Source organism: Martelella lutilitoris, assembly GCF_016598595.1.
Taxonomy (GTDB): domain Bacteria; phylum Pseudomonadota; class Alphaproteobacteria; order Rhizobiales; family Rhizobiaceae; genus Martelella; species Martelella lutilitoris_A.
This window is the reverse complement of record NZ_CP066786.1, coordinates 2,482,580-2,500,525: the sequence shown is the minus strand read 5'-3', so window position 1 is coordinate 2,500,525 and position 17,946 is coordinate 2,482,580. Positions and strand designations below refer to the sequence as shown.

17 protein-coding genes are annotated in these 17,946 nt (G+C 61.1%); 11 read left to right on the top strand and 6 right to left on the bottom strand.

From position 1 onward, the window contains the following. Positions 1-171: 171 nt before the first annotated feature. Both JET14_RS11830 and JET14_RS11825 read right to left on the bottom strand, forming a co-directional pair. Entirely contained in the window at positions 172-966 is a 795-nt protein-coding gene (locus JET14_RS11830; RefSeq protein ID WP_200333739.1) for a TIM barrel protein, read from the bottom strand. A gap of 9 nt (positions 967-975) precedes the next feature. Then, positions 976-2,166: a TIGR03032 family protein gene (locus JET14_RS11825; protein ID WP_246750298.1), complete on the bottom strand. Its 1,191-nt coding sequence runs from the start codon at positions 2,164-2,166 to the stop codon at positions 976-978. A gap of 1,025 nt (positions 2,167-3,191) precedes the next feature. Here JET14_RS11825 and pflB point away from each other — a divergent pair. Continuing rightward, positions 3,192-5,462, top strand: coding sequence for a formate C-acetyltransferase (gene pflB, locus JET14_RS11820; protein WP_200333738.1), 2,271 nt, complete (start codon positions 3,192-3,194; stop codon positions 5,460-5,462). Positions 5,463-5,474: 12 nt separating this feature from the next. Beyond that, entirely contained in the window at positions 5,475-6,257 is a 783-nt protein-coding gene (gene pflA, locus JET14_RS11815) for a pyruvate formate-lyase-activating protein (protein ID WP_200333736.1), read from the top strand. 274 nt (positions 6,258-6,531) lie between these two features. Here pflA and tyrS read toward each other — a convergent pair whose 3' ends face one another. From tyrS to JET14_RS11795, 4 genes are all read right to left on the bottom strand, one after another. Further along, entirely contained in the window at positions 6,532-7,785 is a 1,254-nt protein-coding gene (tyrS, locus tag JET14_RS11810; RefSeq protein ID WP_200333734.1) for a tyrosine--tRNA ligase, read from the bottom strand. Positions 7,786-7,949: 164 nt separating this feature from the next. Beyond that, positions 7,950-8,315: a DUF4440 domain-containing protein gene (locus JET14_RS11805; protein WP_200333732.1), complete on the bottom strand. Its 366-nt coding sequence runs from the start codon at positions 8,313-8,315 to the stop codon at positions 7,950-7,952. Beyond that, positions 8,312-8,620: a hypothetical protein gene (locus JET14_RS11800; RefSeq protein ID WP_200333731.1), complete on the bottom strand. Its 309-nt coding sequence runs from the start codon at positions 8,618-8,620 to the stop codon at positions 8,312-8,314. Before JET14_RS11800 ends, JET14_RS11805 begins: the two co-directional genes overlap by 4 nt. A gap of 110 nt (positions 8,621-8,730) precedes the next feature. Next, a complete protein-coding gene (locus JET14_RS11795; RefSeq protein ID WP_200333730.1) occupies positions 8,731-9,408 on the bottom strand; it encodes an alpha/beta hydrolase in 678 nt (225 codons plus the stop codon). Between the two features lie 207 nt (positions 9,409-9,615). On the opposite strand from JET14_RS11795, the gene JET14_RS11790 reads away from it, so the two are divergent. The 9 genes from JET14_RS11790 to JET14_RS11750 all read left to right on the top strand — a co-directional run bounded on the left by JET14_RS11790 (position 9,616) and on the right by JET14_RS11750 (position 17,909). Next, positions 9,616-10,782, top strand: a complete 1,167-nt coding sequence (locus tag JET14_RS11790) for a cysteine desulfurase family protein (protein WP_200333729.1) — start codon at positions 9,616-9,618, stop codon at positions 10,780-10,782. A gap of 127 nt (positions 10,783-10,909) precedes the next feature. Next, a complete protein-coding gene (gene sufB, locus JET14_RS11785; protein ID WP_200333728.1) occupies positions 10,910-12,397 on the top strand; it encodes a Fe-S cluster assembly protein SufB in 1,488 nt (495 codons plus the stop codon). A 72-nt stretch (positions 12,398-12,469) separates the two neighbouring features. Next, positions 12,470-13,225 carry a Fe-S cluster assembly ATPase SufC gene (gene sufC, locus JET14_RS11780; RefSeq protein WP_200333727.1) on the top strand — a complete coding sequence of 252 codons (756 nt, stop codon included), beginning with the start codon at positions 12,470-12,472 and terminating at the stop codon, positions 13,223-13,225. A 17-nt stretch (positions 13,226-13,242) separates the two neighbouring features. After that, positions 13,243-14,514 (top strand): Fe-S cluster assembly protein SufD, encoded by a 1,272-nt coding sequence (gene sufD, locus JET14_RS11775; protein ID WP_200333726.1) that lies wholly within the window; start codon positions 13,243-13,245, stop codon positions 14,512-14,514. 90 nt (positions 14,515-14,604) lie between these two features. Beyond that, entirely contained in the window at positions 14,605-15,840 is a 1,236-nt protein-coding gene (locus JET14_RS11770; protein WP_200333725.1) for a cysteine desulfurase, read from the top strand. A gap of 15 nt (positions 15,841-15,855) precedes the next feature. Further along, positions 15,856-16,227, top strand: coding sequence for an SUF system Fe-S cluster assembly protein (locus JET14_RS11765; RefSeq protein ID WP_200333724.1), 372 nt, complete (start codon positions 15,856-15,858; stop codon positions 16,225-16,227). A 71-nt stretch (positions 16,228-16,298) separates the two neighbouring features. After that, positions 16,299-16,688, top strand: coding sequence for a Fe-S cluster assembly scaffold SufA (sufA, locus tag JET14_RS11760; RefSeq protein ID WP_200333723.1), 390 nt, complete (start codon positions 16,299-16,301; stop codon positions 16,686-16,688). Between the two features lie 148 nt (positions 16,689-16,836). Then, a complete protein-coding gene (locus tag JET14_RS11755) occupies positions 16,837-17,289 on the top strand; it encodes an Lrp/AsnC family transcriptional regulator (protein WP_138749299.1) in 453 nt (150 codons plus the stop codon). Then, a complete protein-coding gene (locus tag JET14_RS11750; RefSeq protein WP_200333722.1) occupies positions 17,289-17,909 on the top strand; it encodes a LysE family translocator in 621 nt (206 codons plus the stop codon). Before JET14_RS11755 ends, JET14_RS11750 begins: the two co-directional genes overlap by 1 nt. Positions 17,910-17,946 lie beyond the last annotated feature (37 nt).

Genomic DNA, 17,946 nt, shown 5'->3' with positions numbered 1-17,946 from the left:
GCCGCGCGCAAGCAGGAGCCGCCTGCCGTGGCCGGGCAGGACCGACGGGCGCGGTTGAAAACGCGGCTAACGCATCGGCCCGAAAATCGGAATCGATTTTCGGAAAGCACGATGCGTAGATAAAATAGGTTAGAGAGCGTCCTTTGTGCGTCCGAATGGACGCACGGCGCTCTAACGGCGATCTTCCACTGCTTGCGAAAGCCTGTCGCGCACGCCGATGACGGCACCGCTTCCCGGCGCGAGAGGCTTGTATTCCAGTCCGATGCGTCCCCTGTAGCCGGCTTCGATCATCTGTGCGAGCCGGTCGGCGAGGTCGATCCCGCCCGATCCCGGCTCGTTGCGTCCGGGATGGTCGGCCACGTGGATATGCACGACCTTGTCGAGATTGCCGGCGAGAACCGTCTCGATCGGCTCGTCCATGACGGCGGCGTGATAGAGATCGTAGAGAAGGCCGATCTCGTCGCGATTGACCGCCTCGATGATCTCGAAACCCTCGGACGTGGAATGAAGGAAATAGCCGGGGTGGTCGACAGTCGTGTTCAGCGGTTCGATCCCGAGCCTGACGCCGCTGCCGATCAGCACGTCGGCGGCTTTCGAGAAGGTCTCGATCAGCGCGGCCTTCTGCTCTCTTCTTGGGATCTGCGGAAGATCATTGCCGGTCTGGGCGATCAGCACCGGCGCCTCCAGCCGGTTGGCGACCTCGACCGAACGCTTCAGCCCGTCAAGCCATTCGGCCCTGTTGACCGGATCGGTGATCGCGATCAGCGGTTCGGCGACGAGGCCGGCAACCGCCATGTCGCAGGCCTTTGCCGCGCGGGCGATGGCTTCGACATCCTTGTTCGACCAGAGCCAGAACTCGAAGGCCGTAAAGCCGGCGGCGGCCGCACGTTCGATGCGCGACGTAAAGCTGTCGCCGGGCTCGGCGAACAGCCATTCGAGGCAGGGCGAGAACTCGAGCTGCGGCATAGGGTGTCCTCACGTCGCCGGGTGCCAGCCGCGTTCCGACAGCGGCCGGTCCGGGGCCTCGATGGTGATGAAGCTTGCAAGTTCGGGTCCGAAGGTCGGCAGCGCCATCGGGCAGGTGACGCCCGGCAGGACGCGGACGTCGAAGAGCTCTTTGATGCCGCCTTCGATCCTCAGCCATTCGACGATGTCGCCGTTTTCCGTGTTGACGATCTGCAGTCCGCACCAGGCTTCGGCACGGCGTTTTTCCAGTTCGTCCTGAAGGTTGAGGCCGGAGAAGACGCCTTCGCGGCGGGCAAGCGACAGCCCGACGACGGCATGCCCGTCATGGAAGGAGAGGCCGCGCAGGAAGCCGGGGCAGAAGGCGACGCGTTCGCGGGTCCGGCTCTGAAGGTCAAGGCGGGTCAGGTAGCCATTGCCGGAATCGAGGAACCAGAGCGCGTTCTTGTAAAGGCGCGGCGAATGCGGCATCGAGACGCCTTCGGTGACGATCTCGTCGGTCTCGACATCGACGACGACGCCGCCATCGCGGCGCTCGTTGCGCCAGCCGTCGACGATATCGGTGGTGGAGACCGAGGTGACGAAACGCGGCACGCCGTTTTCCATGGCGAGGCCGTTCAGGTGGCAGCGATCCTCCGGCGCCAGTCGGGAGATGAAGGGCGGCCGCCAGACCGGCTTGAAGGAGTGCACGACGCTGTCGGTCGCAAGGCAGGAATATTTGGTGTTGACGAAGAGCAGGCGTCCGGCGGCATCGATGCCGAGTTCATGGACGTCGACATCGGAGACGGTCTGTCCGCGGCGCGGGACGTAGAGCCTGTCGAAGGCATCATTGGCGCGTTCGTTCGGGCCGAGCACGTTCTCGAACCGCCAGATCTGGGCGAGACCCGCCAGCAGCAGGCGCTGGCTGTCGCCGATCAGCCCCATGGCGCGGACGAAATTGCGCTGGTGCAGAGACAGCGAACCGTTGGGCAGCACGCCGACCAGGAACAATTGCCCGGTCTGGTAGGAGGTAAAGGCGAGAGAACAGTTGTGGAGCGACAGCCACTGGCCAAAGCCGCGCGAACAGGTGACCTGCGAGCGGATTTCCTCCGGCGGAGCAGGTGCTGCGCCCGGCGCGTCGGAGGGGGGCGGGGCGCTGTCGGAAGCGGCCGGGGCGGGCCCCTGTGCGCTTTTAAGGTTGGGTTCGCTGGGTGTGTCGGTCATGAAGGTCTTCCGGCGCCTGCTTTTCTTGTTTTATGCGCGCCGGCCTTCCGGCCTGCAACGCGGTGCAGGCCACTAGACATGAGGACCGCCGCCGGAGCAAGACGGGTTTGCCCGCAAACGCCGGTCCCCGGCCCATGCCGTCCCGATCCTGCGCCTTGGGCGGGCAAAAACCCGGAAAAAGTCTGTTCCATGGTGTCTTTCAGCAGTCTGCCTGCGCGTGACTGATCTGGGCGCCTGCGGCCAGGGCGAAGGGCAAATGGTCGGCAATCCGTGATTCCATTTCGGTGCAGCTTTTTTTTGTAAGTAGAAGTGCACATAAACCGGGGCGAGTCGTCCGGTTTTCAGAGCACGGGTGGGGCGGTGGCGGAGGCGCACTTGATTCGGGTGCAGATCGGTTTATTCTGAGGAAAAAGGGCTCAGAATGCCGACTGGGTGGTTGTAGCGGGCTTTTTGCGCGTCGCGCCTCGCCTCGAGCCCATGCTTGTAGCGGAGCGGAATTCGCGTTCAGGCTGTTTGTAAGTATTGGGGTACGCTTGACGCGACCCGGAAAATCCGGTTTTCGCTGCCGATTTGGCTTAAGTTGACCGATATCAATGTCGGGTCGCCTTGATTATGTTTATATTATTGGTTCGGAATTGTAATTCGTCAGTTGTACTTGAAAAATAAGTAAAAATGTCAATTTATTGTGGACTTTATACGCCTTTGGTACCATATAGAGGTCGTCAAAACGAAGAGCGTTGACCGTTGGCGTCAACATTCGACGCGATCTTTCGCAGGCTTTGCCCAAGACCAGCGCCAGGCGCCAAAGTCAGCCATCGTGAGCGACGGTGAAGTCGCTAGAATTGGTGGAATGAAATGTCCCGCAACTGCCTGCCCAAGAATGGCCGTTTTGGTCGGAAAGATTCCGACCGATATTTTGCCGGATAGTTCGTTCCCCGAACCCAGCGCCTTTTGCCGGACATCCTCCTCGGCGCGGGCGCTGGAACCCCAGCAATGTTCCTCTTATTATGGTGAGGGCTGAAACCATGGATATGTATGCCAAACACACGAACGTTCACGCCGACCCGTGGAGCGGGTTCAGCGACGGAGCATGGCGCACCGCAATCGACGTTCGCAACTTCATTCAGGAGAACTACACGCCTTATGAAGGCGATGCGTCCTTCCTCGCACCGGCCACCGAGCGCACCAAGCAGCTCTGGGACGAACTGAGCGACCTCTTGAAGCAGGAACGCGACAAGGGCGGCGTTCTCGACATTTCGGCAGACAAGCCCTCGTCGATCACCGCGCATGATGCCGGCTACATCAACAAGGAGCTCGAAATCATCGTCGGCCTGCAGACGGATGCGCCGCTGAAGCGCGCGATCATGCCGAATGGCGGCCTGCGTATGGTTGAGGGCAGCCTGAATACCTATGGCTACAAGGCGGACGAAACCGTCCACGAAGTGTGGACCAAATATCGCAAGAGCCATAACCAGGGCGTGTTCGACGTTTACAGCCCGGACATCCTTGCAGCCCGCAAATCGGGCGTGATCACCGGTCTGCCGGATGCCTATGGCCGCGGTCGCATCATCGGCGACTATCGCCGCGTTGCCCTTTACGGCACGGATTTCCTGCGCGCTCAAAAGCAGAAGGAATTCCACGAACTCGACGACGCCGTCTTCAACGACAACAACATGCGTCTGCGCGAGGAACTCTCGGAACAGTTCCGCGCTCTCGACGAGCTGCGTGAAATGGCGGCCAAATATGGCGTCGACATTTCGAAGCCCGCCCGCAATGCCCGCGAAGCCGTCCAGGCCGTCTATTTCGGCTATCTGGCCGCCGTGAAGGAACAGAACGGCGCCGCCATGTCGATCGGTCGCATCTCGACCTTCCTCGACATCTATATCGAGCGCGATATCGAAGCCGGTTACATCTCGGAAGACGATGCCCAGGAAATGATCGACGATATGATCATGAAGCTGCGCATTGTTCGCTTCCTGCGCACGCCGGAATATGACGAGCTGTTCTCGGGCGACCCCGTATGGGTCACCGAAGCCATCGGTGGCATGGGCGAAGACGGCCGGACGCTGGTTTCGAAGAACAGCTTCCGTTTCCTCAACACGCTGTTCAACCTGGGTCCCGCGCCGGAGCCGAACCTCACGGTTCTGTGGAGCCCGAGCCTGCCGGAAGGCTTCAAGCACTTCTGCGCCAAGGTTTCGGCCGACACCTGCGCCATCCAGTACGAGAACGACGAGCTGATGCGTCCGAAATGGGGCGATGACTATGGCATTGCCTGCTGCGTCTCGTCGATGCGGATCGGCAAACAGATGCAGTTCTTCGGCGCGCGCGCCAACCTCGCCAAGGCTCTGCTTTATGCGATCAATGGCGGCGTTGACGAAATGAAGCTGAAAGGCAAGAAGGTTGCCGAAGGGCTTGAGCCGATCACCGGCGACGTTCTGGAATATGACGAGGTCGTCGAAAAGTTCGACAAGGCCATGGACTGGCTTGCCAAGACCTACGTCAAGGCCCTGAACGCGATCCACTACATGCACGACAAATATGCGTATGAACGCATCGAAATGGCCCTGCATGACCGTGATATCCTGCGCACCATGGCTTGCGGCATCGCCGGTCTGTCGATTGCGGCCGATGCGCTGTCGGCGATCAAATATGCCAAGGTCGAGGTCATTCGCGACGAAACCGGACTTGCCGTCGACTACAAGATCACCGGCGATTTCCCGGCCTTCGGAAACAATGACGACCGTGTCGACGAAATCGCGGTCTGGCTGACCGAGACCTTCATGAACAAGATCAAGGCGCAGCCCTACTTCTACCGCGACTCGATGCCGACGCAGTCGATCCTGACGATCACCTCGAATGTCGTTTACGGCAAGAAGACCGGCAACACGCCGGACGGACGCCGTGCCGGCGAACCCTTCGCACCGGGCGCCAACCCGATGAACGGTCGTGACAAGAAGGGCTTTGTGGCCGCAGGCGCCTCGCTTGCCAAGCTGCCCTATGACGCCGCCCTCGACGGGATCAGCTGGACCGCCTCGGCAACGCCGGGCAGCCTCGGCCATACCGACGAGGATCGCATCAGGAACCTGTCGAATTGCCTCGACGGTTACACGGCGGCCGGCGGTTTCCACGTCAACGTCAATCTCCTCAACAAGGAGACCCTGGTTGACGCCATGGACCATCCGGAGAAGTATCCGCAGCTGACGATCCGTGTTTCGGGTTATGCGGTGAACTTCATCAAGCTGACGAAGGAACAGCAGCTTGACGTCATCAACCGGACTTTCCACACCTCGATGTAAACGAGAAGAAGAATGCACAAGCGCGTTTCCGCACCAACGAAGCCCACCGGTGTCCATATCGACATCGACCACGGATTTCTCCACTCGGTCGAAACCGGCGGGGCGGTCGACGGTCCGGGAATGCGCTTCGTGTTCTTCATGGCCGGTTGCCAGTTCCGGTGCCTTTATTGCCACAACCCGGATACCTGGAAGCTCCACAACGGCCGCAGGGTCGATGTGGACGACATGCTCAGGGAGGTCCGCCCCTATGCGGGCTTCCTGAAATTCGCCGGCGGCGTCACCTTTTCCGGCGGCGAACCCATGATGCAGGCCGGTTTCATCGGCAATGTCATGGGACATATCAAGAAGGAAATGGGCCTGCATATCGCGCTTGATACGCAGGGCTATCTCCACACCGGCGTCGAAGACGAGTGGTTCGACAATGTCGACCTCGTCATGCTCGATATCAAGCATATCGACCCGGAGAAGTACCATGCGATCACCGCGCAGCATCTGCAGCCGACGCTCGATTTCGCCGAACGGCTGAAGCGGATACACAAGAAGATGTGGATGCGCTATGTGCTGGTGCCGGGGCTGACGGATGATGCCGGCGACGTCAACAGGATGGCGGACTACGTCGCTTCGCTCGGCGATATCGTCGAACGCGTCGAGGTTCTGCCGTTCCACCAGATGGGCATTGCCAAATGGGATGCCATGGGCAAGGAATACACGCTGCGCGACACGCCGACGCCGACGACGGATGAGACCGAGGCCGCGCGTGATATCTTCCGCGCGCGCGGGCTGTACACCGCCTGAACGGGTGCCATGAGCCGCTTCTGATCTTCAGAACCCGGCAAACGGCCTTCGGGTTGGCGCTCTAACCTATTTTATCTACGCATCGTGCTTTCCGAAAAACGATTCCGATTTTCGGGCCGATGCGCTAGAGCGGTTCCGCCTTTCATGGAAACGCGCTACCGCTCTATCTATTTGTTTTGACGCATTTTCGCGGACGTCAGATGTTTCCATCTGACTGCGAAGTGCTCTAGGCCCGCCGCTCCGGCGGGCTCGGTTTGTCGGCTTTGGCCTGCCCTCAGGCCGGCCTGACGAGGATGTGCTTCTTCTTGCCCAGCGAAAGCTTGATGACGCCGTCTTCGGTGACGGCGCCGGCGTCAACGGCCATGCGCTCGTCGGAAACGCCCTTGTCGTTGAGCTTCACCGCGCCGCCCTTGATGTGGCGGCGGGCCTCGCCGTTGGAGCCGGCAAGGCCGGCCTGCACCAGAAGCGTGAGGATGCCGATCCCGGCGTCGATATCCGCCTTGCCGACTTCGACGGTCGGGAGGTTTTCGGCAAGCGCGCCTTCCTCGAAGGTCTTGCGCGCCGTCTCCGCCGCCTCGTCAGCGGCGGCCCGGCCGTGCAGCATGGCGGTCACCTCGGTGGCGAGGATCTTCTTGACCTCGTTGATTTCCGATCCGCCGAGCGCTGAAAGCCGGGCAACCTCGTCCATCGGCAGCGTCGTGTAGAGTTTGAGGAAGCGGCCGACATCGGCGTCTTCCGTGTTGCGCCAGAACTGCCAGAAATCATAGGCCGAAAGCATGTCCGGGTTCAGCCAGACGGCGCCGTTTGCCGATTTGCCCATCTTGGCGCCGGACGATGTCGTCAAGAGCGGCGCCGTCAGGGCGTAAAGCTGCGGCGTTTCCATGCGGTGGCCGAGATCGATGCCGTTGACGATGTTGCCCCACTGGTCGGAGCCGCCCATCTGCAGCCGGCAGCCGGTCTGCCGGTAGAGCTCGACGAAGTCATAGGCCTGCAGGATCATGTAGTTGAATTCAAGGAAGGACAGCGACTGCTCGCGATCAAGCCGCGTCTTCACGCTCTCGAAGGAGAGCATGCGGTTGACCGAGAAATGGCGGCCGACATCGCGCAGGAATTCGAGGTAGTTGATGCCGCGCAGCCAGTCGGCATTGTTGATCATCAGCGCCGGGCTGTCGGCGCGGTCGTAATCAATGTAATTGGCGAAGACCCGCTGGATGGAGGCGATATTGTCCTCGATCATGTCGATCGTCATCAGCTTGCGGGCCTCGTCCTTGAAGGACGGGTCGCCGACCATGCCGGTGCCGCCGCCCATCAGCGAGATCGGCCGGTGGTCGGTCTTCTGGAACCAGTGCAGCATCATGATCTGGATCAGCGAACCGGCATGGAGCGAGGGCGCGGTCGGATCGAAGCCGATATAGGCCGTCACCTGCTCCTTGGCCAGAAGGTCATCAAGGCCGGTCTCATCGGAAATCTGGTGGATGAAACCGCGCTCGGAGAGCGTGTGCAGGAATTCGGATTTGAACTTCGACATGGATCTATCTTCGATTGCTGAATTGCGGTCGCGCGCGCTTTAGCACGGTTTTTTGCCCGTGTGCACCTGTTTTGAAACGGGACCCGAAGGCTGGGACGACAAAAGGCCTGTTGCTGGCTTCCGAAGCTGCGCGTCCGCCCTGGGCCGGGATACGAACGGTAAGGTTAGCCGGCTGGCGTTCCCTGGTGAAAACGCAACCGCCAGTTTCCCTCGATTTCCTGCCAGAGCGAACTGCGGTTTACGTGGCGAACGGCGCGGCCATCGGGTAGCCGATGAAAGGAGCGATAGGTCAGCAACGCCGCATCTTCCGAAATCACGAAAAGCTTATAGCCATCACTTTCCACCGCGTATTCGCGTTCGCCCTCGGCCTGAAGCATGGCGAGTATTGCTGGCTTGTCCCAGCACTTGCCTGAACTGCCGAACTCCATAAAGTCATCCGCAAGCAGCGTTGCGACCTTCGCTGCGTCGCGTCTGATTTCAGGCTGGTGGAGCAGGGCTTCCAATGCTTTGAGGTGTTCGATATCTGTCAAATTGCACCCGTTTTATAAGCAAGCGGCAGCAAGATCACTTTAACGATCGGGTAAATCGCGTAGACGATCGAAAAGTAGCCAACCAGAACGAAGCCGATAACGTTCAATGTTATAGTGGCGATTGCGAGCTCGATGTGTTTTCGCATCAAAACGTAGTTAAGCCCCTGCAACAAGACCATCAGCAGCACGCCGACATAGATAGAATTCTCGACCGTCACGACACCCGAGAGGCGAATGAGGTAGGGAAGGAGCGCGTTAATGACGAGCCAGCCTGCGATTGGCTTGTATTTCTGAAATTGGTTCATTGCCCCGCCGCATACTGTTTCCTCGAACACTTTGTAGCTTGGGGCTTTCAAAAATTAAAATGACAATTCCCGACAGTTGAGATTCTGCCGGGAATTCAATTCAAAGTAACTTACCGGATCCGCTTCGGCGCCGGTTCCGGCACCAGTTCGCCCTCCAGCCTGCGGTCGAGATAGTCCTCGCATTCGGAGAGAAGGTCCTCGTTCTTGCCGGAGAAGAAGTGGTTGGCGCCGGCAACGGTCTTCTGGGTGATCAGGATGCCCTTCTGGGTCTTCAGCTTTTCCACCAGGCCGTTGACGTCGCGCGGCGGGGCCACCTTGTCGGCATCGCCGTGGATGATCAGGCCGGAGGAGGGGCAGGGGGCGAGGAAGGAGAAGTCGTAGATGTTCGGCTGCGGCGCGATTGACATGAAGCCCTCGATTTCAGGCCGGCGCATCAGAAGCTGCATGCCGATCCACGAGCCGAAGGAATAGCCGGCGACCCAGCAGGTCTTCGAATCGGGATGCAGGCTCTGCACCCAGTCAAGCGCTGCGGCCGCGTCCGAAAGCTCGCCCGAGCCGTGGTCGAATTCGCCCTGGCTGCGGCCGATGCCGCGGAAATTGAAGCGCAGTGTGGTGAAGCCACGCTTCTGGAACATGTAGAAGAGCTCGTAGACGATCGGGTTGTTCATCGTCCCTCCGAACCGCGGATGCGGGTGCAGGACGATGGCGATCGGGGCGTTCTTCTCCTTGGACGGCTGGTAGCGGCCTTCAAGGCGACCGGCCGGACCGTTGAAAATCACTTCAGGCATTGGCTCTCCGGAAAAATCGGTTCAAACTTTCAAGACTGCTTGCGCAAGTCGCGTTGACTTGACTAATTGGCTCAGCTTTCCTACAAGCAGTTTAGAATGGTTCGAAAATAGAAGTCATCTCGTGCTGGGCTCAAATAGGGCAAGCCGCGTAAGGATTTCAAGGAAAATGCGTCGCAGGCCGTCATCGCCTGCCGAATTAGGGACGATATGGGCACCGACAGGATCTATCTCGACTGGAATGCGACCGCGAAGCTTCTGCCGGAAGCGCGCGCCGCGCTGCTCGAGGGGCTGGATCTTGCCGGCAATCCGTCGTCGGTGCATCAGGAGGGCCGCGCCGCACGCGCGGCGGTGGAAAAGGCCCGCCGTCAGGTGGCCGGACTGGTCGGCGCAGATCCCGCCCATGTCGTCTTTACCTCCGGCGCGACCGAAGCCGCGAGTACCGTTCTGACCCCTGATTTCCGCATGGGGCGCAGCCCGGTTCGGCTTGGCGGTCTTTATGTTTCGGCGATCGAACATCCGGCTGTCCATGAGGGCGGCCGGTTCCCGGCGGACATGCGCCGCGAGATTCCCGTTGGCGCGGATGGCGTCGTCAGGCTGGATGCGCTGGAAGACCTCCTTCGTAAGCGTGACGCCGATGCAGGCCTGCCGATGGTCGCGATCATGCTGGCGAACAGCGAGACCGGCATTCTGCAGCCGGTCGCGGAGGCGGCGAAGATCGTGCATGCCCATGGCGGCCTTCTGGTGGTCGATGCGGTGCAGGCCGTTGGCCGCATACCCGTCTCGCTTGAGGCGCTGGAAGCGGATTTCCTGATCCTCTCCGCCCACAAGATCGGCGGACCGAAAGGCATCGGCGCGCTTGTCTCGCGCGGCGAAACGCTGATGCCCACGCCGCTCATTCGCGGTGGCGGGCACGAAAAGGGCCACCGTTCGGGCACGGAGAATATTCCCGGTATCGCCGGGTTTGGCGCAGCGGCCGCCTTTGCCGCCAGCGGTCTGTCCGAGCGTAATGCGAGGATCGCCGCGCTTCGCGACCGGCTGGAGGCCGGCATGCGGGCTGCCGCGCCGGACGTCATCATCCATGGCGAGAGTGGCGACCGCGTGCCCAACACCACCGCCTTCACCCTGCCGGGGCTGAAGGCGGAAACCGGGCAGATTGCCTTCGATCTGGAAGGCATCGCGCTTTCGGCGGGCTCCGCCTGCTCGTCCGGCAAGGTGGGCGAAAGCCACGTGCTGAAGGCGATGGGGCGCGATCCGCGTCTCGGGGCGTTGCGTATCTCGCTTGGCTGGAGCACCACCGACGCGGACATCGACCGGGCGATTGCGGCATTCGCGAAAATTGCCGGGCGCCGGAAACAGGCCGGCGCCGCCGCCTGAAGATTTGACAAAACGCAGGCGAAACGGGGTGCAAATCCCGTTCGCTTTGACTACATAAGGCGGTATAGCCGCTTTGGTACACGTTAAACCGCCGGGCCTTGAACCCGGTCATGAGTGGAGTGAACATATGGTTGCCGTCAAGGAAACCGTCGATCAGGTCGCAGAGATCGACGTCGATCAGTATAAATACGGTTTCGAAACGATGATCGAGGTGGACAAGGCGCCCAAGGGCCTGTCCGAAGACATCATCCGTTTCATTTCCCACAAGAAGAACGAGCCGGACTGGATGCTGGAATGGCGTCTTCAGGCCTATCGCCGCTGGCTCACAATGGAAGAGCCGAGCTGGGCGCGGGTGAACTACCCGAAGATCGATTTCAACGATCTCTATTACTACGCCGCGCCGAAGTCTGTCACCGGGCCGAAGACGCTGGACGAGGTCGACCCGGAACTGCTGGCGACCTATGAGAAGCTCGGCATTCCGCTGCAGGAGCAGGAAATCCTGGCCGGCGTTCAGGAAAAACAGCACCAGCCGAAAAGCCGTGTTGCCGTCGACGCCGTGTTCGACTCGGTCTCGGTCGTTACCACCTTCAAGAAGGAACTCGCCAAGGCCGGCGTGATCTTCATGTCGATCTCCGAGGCGATGCGCGAATATCCGGACCTGGTGAAGAAATATCTGGGCTCGGTCGTGCCCCAGGGCGACAATTTCTACGCGGCGCTGAACTCGGCCGTCTTTACCGATGGCTCATTCGTCTTCGTGCCGAAGGGCGTTCGCTGCCCGATGGAGCTTTCGACCTATTTCCGCATCAACGAGAAGAACACCGGCCAGTTCGAGCGCACGCTGATCATCGCCGAGGAGGGCGCCTACGTCTCCTATCTGGAAGGCTGCACCGCGCCGCAGCGCGATGAGAACCAGCTTCATGCCGCCGTCGTCGAGCTGATCGCGCTCGATGATGCCGAGATCAAGTATTCCACCGTCCAGAACTGGTTCCCGGGCGACAAGGAAGGCAAGGGCGGCATCTACAACTTCGTCACCAAGCGCGGCGATTGCCGGGGTGACAATTCCAAGATCTCCTGGACGCAGGTCGAGACCGGTTCGGCGATCACCTGGAAATACCCCTCCTGCCTGCTGCGCGGCGACAATTCGCGCGGCGAGTTCTACTCGATCGCCGTCTCCAACGGGCATCAGCAGATCGATTCGGGCACCAAGATGATCCATCTCGGCAAGAACACGTCGAGCCGCATCATCTCCAAGGGCATTTCGGCGGGCTTTTCCAACAATACCTATCGCGGCCAGGTTTCGGCCCATCGCAAGGCGGAGAATGCGCGTAACTTCACGCAGTGCGACAGCCTGCTGATCGGCGACAAATGCGGCGCGCATACCGTGCCCTATATCGAGGCCGGCAATTCCTCCGCCCGCTTCGAGCACGAGGCGACGACGTCGAAAATCTCCGAGGACCAGCTGTTCTATTGCATGCAGCGCGGCATTCCCGAGGAAGAGGCGATCGCTCTGATCGTCAACGGCTTCGTCCGCGAGGTCATCCAGGAACTGCCGATGGAATTCGCGGTCGAGGCGCAGAAGCTGATCGGGATTTCGCTTGAGGGTTCGGTCGGCTGATTTCGCCGCCCGCTTTTGCAAACGTATTCAAGCGCTTGGAGCGCTGCCTTATTCCTTTGAAGGAAACAGAACATGCTTGAAATCAAGAACCTGCACGCACGCATCGCCGAGGACGGCACGGAGATCATCAAGGGTCTGAACCTGACCATTGCCGATGGCGAGGTTGCCGCGATCATGGGCCCGAACGGGTCTGGCAAGTCGACGCTCTCCTACATTCTCGCCGGGCGCGAAGACTACGAGGTGACCGAGGGCGAGGTGCTCTATAATGGCGAGAACATTCTGGAGCTCGATGCTGCCGAGCGCGCCGCCAAGGGCCTGTTTCTCGCCTTTCAGTATCCGGTCGAAATTCCGGGCGTCGCCACCATGCAGTTCCTGAAGGTGGCGATCAACGAGCAGCGCAAGGCGCGCGGCGAGGCCGAGCTTTCCACGCCCGACTTCATGCGCAAGGTCAAGGAAGGCGCCGCCGAGCTGAAGATCGATTACGAGATGCTGAAGCGTCCGCTGAATGTCGGCTTTTCCGGCGGCGAGAAGAAGCGCGCCGAAATCCTGCAGATGGCGCTGCTGGAGCCAAAACTCTGCGTCATGGACGAGACCGATTCGGGCCTCGACATCGACGCCCTGAAGATCGTTGCCGACGGCGTCAACGCGCTCAGAGCGCCAGACCGTTCGGTCATGGTCATTACCCATTACCAGCGCCTGCTCGATTATATCGTGCCGGACACGGTGCACGTCCTCTACAAGGGCCGGATCATCAAGTCCGGAGGGAAGGAACTCGCACACGAACTCGAAGCCAATGGCTACGCCGATATCATCGGCGAAGCGGCCTGAGGCCGGGAGACGACGCGATGAACATGCAAGAAAAGATCAAGCTGACGGCGGCGGAAGAGGCGCTGGTTGCCTCCTTCGGCCGGCTCGCCGGCTCGCTGCCGGGCAATGCCGATGTGACCACGGAGCGCGACCGGCTCGCCGGCGAGATCCGTTCCGGCGGATTGCCGACGCGCCGTGTCGAGGCATGGCATTATACCGACCTGCGCAATCTCCTGCGCACCGTGCCCGAGGAGGCGGGCGAAGCCGTGAACACGCTGCCGCCGCTTCTTGCCGAAAGCACCATGCTTTCGCTGGTGCAGGGCCGCGCGGGCCGTCTGCCGCAGGTGGAGGGGCTTTCCGGCACCACCACGGCCGAGGCGCTGGCCAACGGCGACAATTCGGTCCGCCTCGAGCTTTCCTATGCCGAGGACGCGATCGGCCGGATCAACGGCGCTATGATGAGCGACGGCTTTAGCGTCGACATCGCCGAAGGGACCGAACTGGATACGCCGCTGGAGCTCCAGGCCGTGCATGGCGGCGGACAGGTGCATTCCCGCAACCGCGTCGCATTCGGCGCGGCAACGAAGGGCACTGTCGTTGAGCGCCATGTCGCGCCGGAAGGCGATGCGGCGCTGGTGAGCATGCTCACCTCGCTCAGCCTCGGCAGGGATGCCGAGATCACCTATGTGATCATGCAGCAGCAGGGCGCGGGCGACACGCATCTCGGCAAGCTTAAGATCGAACTCGGCGAAAACGCCAGGCTGAAGCTGCTGGTCGTCAATGCGGGCGGCAAGCTGGTGCGCCACGAAATCGATTGCGACGTGAAGGGCGAGGGCGCCGACCTGATGCTGCGCGGCGTCAACCTGCTCGGCGGCGAGAGCCATACCGACATCACCTTCGATCTCGGCCACAATGTGCCGAATACGACCTCGACGGAAACCGTCCGCAATGTCGTCTTCGACAAGGCGCGCGGTGTGTTCCAGGGGCTGATCCGGGTGGCGCCCGATGCGCAGAAGGTTGACGCGAAGATGAGCTGCAACACGCTGCTGATGAGCGATTTCGGTTCGTTCTCGGCGAAACCCGAACTAGAGATTTTCGCCGACGACGTTCAGTGCGGCCATGGCGCGACGGTGACGGATATCGACCCGAACCATCTCTATTACATGATGGCGCGCGGTATTCCGCGAAAGGTCGCCGAGGGCCTGTTGATCAACGCCTTCGTTGCCGAGGTTGTCGAGGAGCTGGAAAACGAGCAGCTTTCCGAAGCCGTCGAGGCGATCATCACCGACTGGCTCGACCGGCACGAATAGGGGCTGTTTCCCCTTGCCGTTTCCGTCCCGCCAGCCGGGGCGGCTTTCCCGGTGTCTCACTGGCAGGCGCCACAGACGGAGTTTTGGGCAATGGATGCTCGGGTGAAAAATTACGATGTCGAAAAGATAAGGCAGGATTTCCCGATCCTCTCCCGCGAGGTTTACGGAAAGCCGCTGGTCTATCTCGACAATGGCGCATCGGCGCAGAAGCCGCAGGTCGTCATTGACACGATCTCCAACGCCTATGCGCATGAATACGCCAATGTGCACCGGGGCCTGCATTTTCTCTCCAATGCGGCAACCGATGCCTATGAGGCGGCGCGGGAGAAGGTGCGCTCTTTCCTCAATGCCGGCTCGGTCAACGAGATCGTCTTCACCCGCAACACCACCGAGGCGATCAACACGGTCGCCTATGGTTGGGCGATGGAGCATCTCGGCGAGGGCGACGAGATCGTCATCTCGATCATGGAGCATCACTCCAACATCGTGCCCTGGCACTTCCTGCGCGAGCGCAAGGGCGTCAAGCTGGTCTGGGCGCCGGTGGATGAGGATGGCGAATTCCTCATCGACGAATTCGAAAAATGCCTGACGGATCGCACCAGGCTGGTCGCCATCACCCAGATGTCGAACGCGCTCGGCACGGTCGTCGACGTCAAGGAAGTCACCCGGCTTGCGCATGAGCGCGGCATCCCGGTGCTGGTCGACGGCTCGCAGGGCGCGGTTCATCTTCCGGTCGATGTGCGCGATATCGGCTGCGACTGGTATGTGATGACCGGCCACAAGCTCTACGGCCCGTCGGGCATCGGCGTGCTCTACGGCACGTTCGATCGGCTGTCGGACATGCGCCCGTTCCAGGGCGGCGGCGAGATGATCTCCGATGTGTTCGAGGACCGCGTCACCTATGCCGAGCCGCCGCACCGCTTCGAGGCCGGCACGCCGCCGATCGTGCAGGCTATTGGACTGGGCGCTGCCCTTGACTATATGCAGGGTGTCGGCCGCGCGGCGATTGCCGCGCACGAGGCGGATTTGACGGCCTATGCGCGCGAACAGCTCGCGCATGTGAACGCGCTGAGGGTGATCGGCAATGCCAAGCAGAAGGGCAGCATCTTTTCCTTTGCCATCGAAGGCGTGCATGCCCACGATATCTCGACGATCATCGACCGGCGCGGTGTGGCGGTGCGCGCCGGCACCCATTGCGCCCAGCCGCTTCTGACACGGTTTGGCGTGACATCGACCTGCCGGGCCTCGTTCGGCCTTTACAATACCCGCGCGGAAGTGGACGCCCTTGTCGAGGCGCTGGACTACGCGCGCACGTTCTTTGCCTGACCCAAGGAGAATGGCATGAGTGTTGAAGACAATGCAGAAACGGCATCGGCGGAGACCGGCTCCTCCATTCCTCCCGAGGAACTGGCACGGCTTTCGGACGACATCGTTTCCGCGCTGAAGACGGTCTATGACCCGGAAATCCCGGCCGATATTTTCGAACTCGGCCTGATCTACAAGATCGATGTGGATGACGACCGCATGGTGAAGATCGACATGACGCTGACGGCGCCCGGCTGCCCGGTTGCCGGCGAAATGCCGGCCTGGGTGGAAAATGCGGTGAGCACCGTCGAGGGCGTTTCCGGCGTCGAGGTGGAAATGACTTTCGACCCGCCGTGGACGCCGGACCGTATGTCCGAGGAAGCAAAGATCGCTGTCGGCTGGTATTGACGCCGGCCGATTGTCCTGATGCAATCAATCCGAACGCCGGGCCTTGAACCCGGATGTTGATGGAGAATGAAATGGGCTTTCAAGTCATCACGCTGACCGAAGCGGCAGCAACCCGCGTCAACGAGATCGTCGCCAATTCCGGGCCGGAGGCGCGCGGTATCCGCGTCTCGATCAAGAAGGGCGGCTGCGCGGGTATGGAATATGCCGTGGATCTGGTCACCGCCGAGAATATCGCCGATAAGGACGACCATGTGGAGCTCAACGGCGCCACCGTCTGGGTCGACCCCGCAGCCTCGCTCTATCTGCTGGGCACCGAGATGGATTTCGAGGTGACGAAACTGCGTACCGGTTTCGTGTTCAAGAACCCGAACGAGACATCGGCCTGCGGCTGCGGCGAATCCGTCGAGCTCAAGGCCGCAGACCTCGCCGAGCTGGCGAAGGCGCGCGAAGCGGCGCACTGAGCCGGTTGCGCTGCGTCTGCTGTAAATTTTAAGGAAATTTCGTTGAGGGCCGCAAATTATGCGGTCCTTTTTGTTGTTTGCATGAGATTTTGTTGCAGGCACACCTCCGTCGTGGCAACGCTTACGCCATTGAAGAGACGAGGTCGCCATGGATCGGACGGATCGCAGCATCATCAATCTGCTTGGCGCAGACGCGCGGCGCTCGCTCGCTGATATCGGCGCGGCTGTTGGTCTTTCGCCGTCAGCCGTCAACGAGCGCGTACGCAAACTTCAGGCGACCGGCGTGATCCGGCGCTTCACCGTCGAGGTCAGTCACCGGGCGCTGGATGAAAGCGTGCTGGTGTTTGCGCAGGTTCTGCTTGCGCCGGAAGCCGATGAGGACGCCTTCCGCAGGGCCATGGCGCGTCATCCCGATGTGCTGGAATGCCACCATGTCTCGGGCCGCTGGTCTTATCTTCTGAAACTACGTTTTGCCGTTCTCGGCGACGTCGAGCCGTTCCTCGGCGAATTGAAACGGGATGGTCATATGGCCGCGAGCGAGACGTCGATTGCGCTCTCCACCGTCCGCGAGCGCTCTTTCCGGGATGATGGAGGCCTTTGATGATTTTTGCGTTGTTTTTCAAGTCGATCCTTGTCGGCCTGGCCATTGCCGCACCCGTCGGGCCGATCGGGGCGCTCTGCATCAACCGCTCGCTCACCCGCGGTTTCTGGGCTGGCGTCGCCGGCGGCCTGGGGACGGCCCTTGCCGATGCATCCTATGGTGCAGCGGCAGCGCTGGGCTTTGCTGCATTCTCTGCCGCGCTCGCGACCATCTCGACGCCGCTGGCGCTGTTCGGCGGCGCCTTCCTGATCTTTCTCGGTTGGCGCGAAATGCGCAAGACCGGCGCGGATCCTGCGCCTGACAAGGCGGGCAGAGGCGATCTGGCGCGCACCATTGCCACGACCTATGCGCTGACCATCGCCAACCCGGCGACGATCCTCTCCTTCGTCGCCATCTTCGCCGGTTTCGGCCTTGCCGATGCCGGCGGCGGCATTGCGCCGGCGATCGTGGTCGCAGGCGTATTCGCAGGATCGCTTCTCTGGTGGATATTTCTGAGCGGCCTCGTCGCCGTCATCCGTCATCGGCTGCCGAGGGAATTCGCCCGCTGGGTGGCGCGTATTTCCGGCGGCATCCTGATCGGTTTCGGACTGGTGGCGATTTCGACGGCGTTCCCGCACTGAGGTTTTGTCTCTGGAAACCGAAAGACCCGGCCATCGG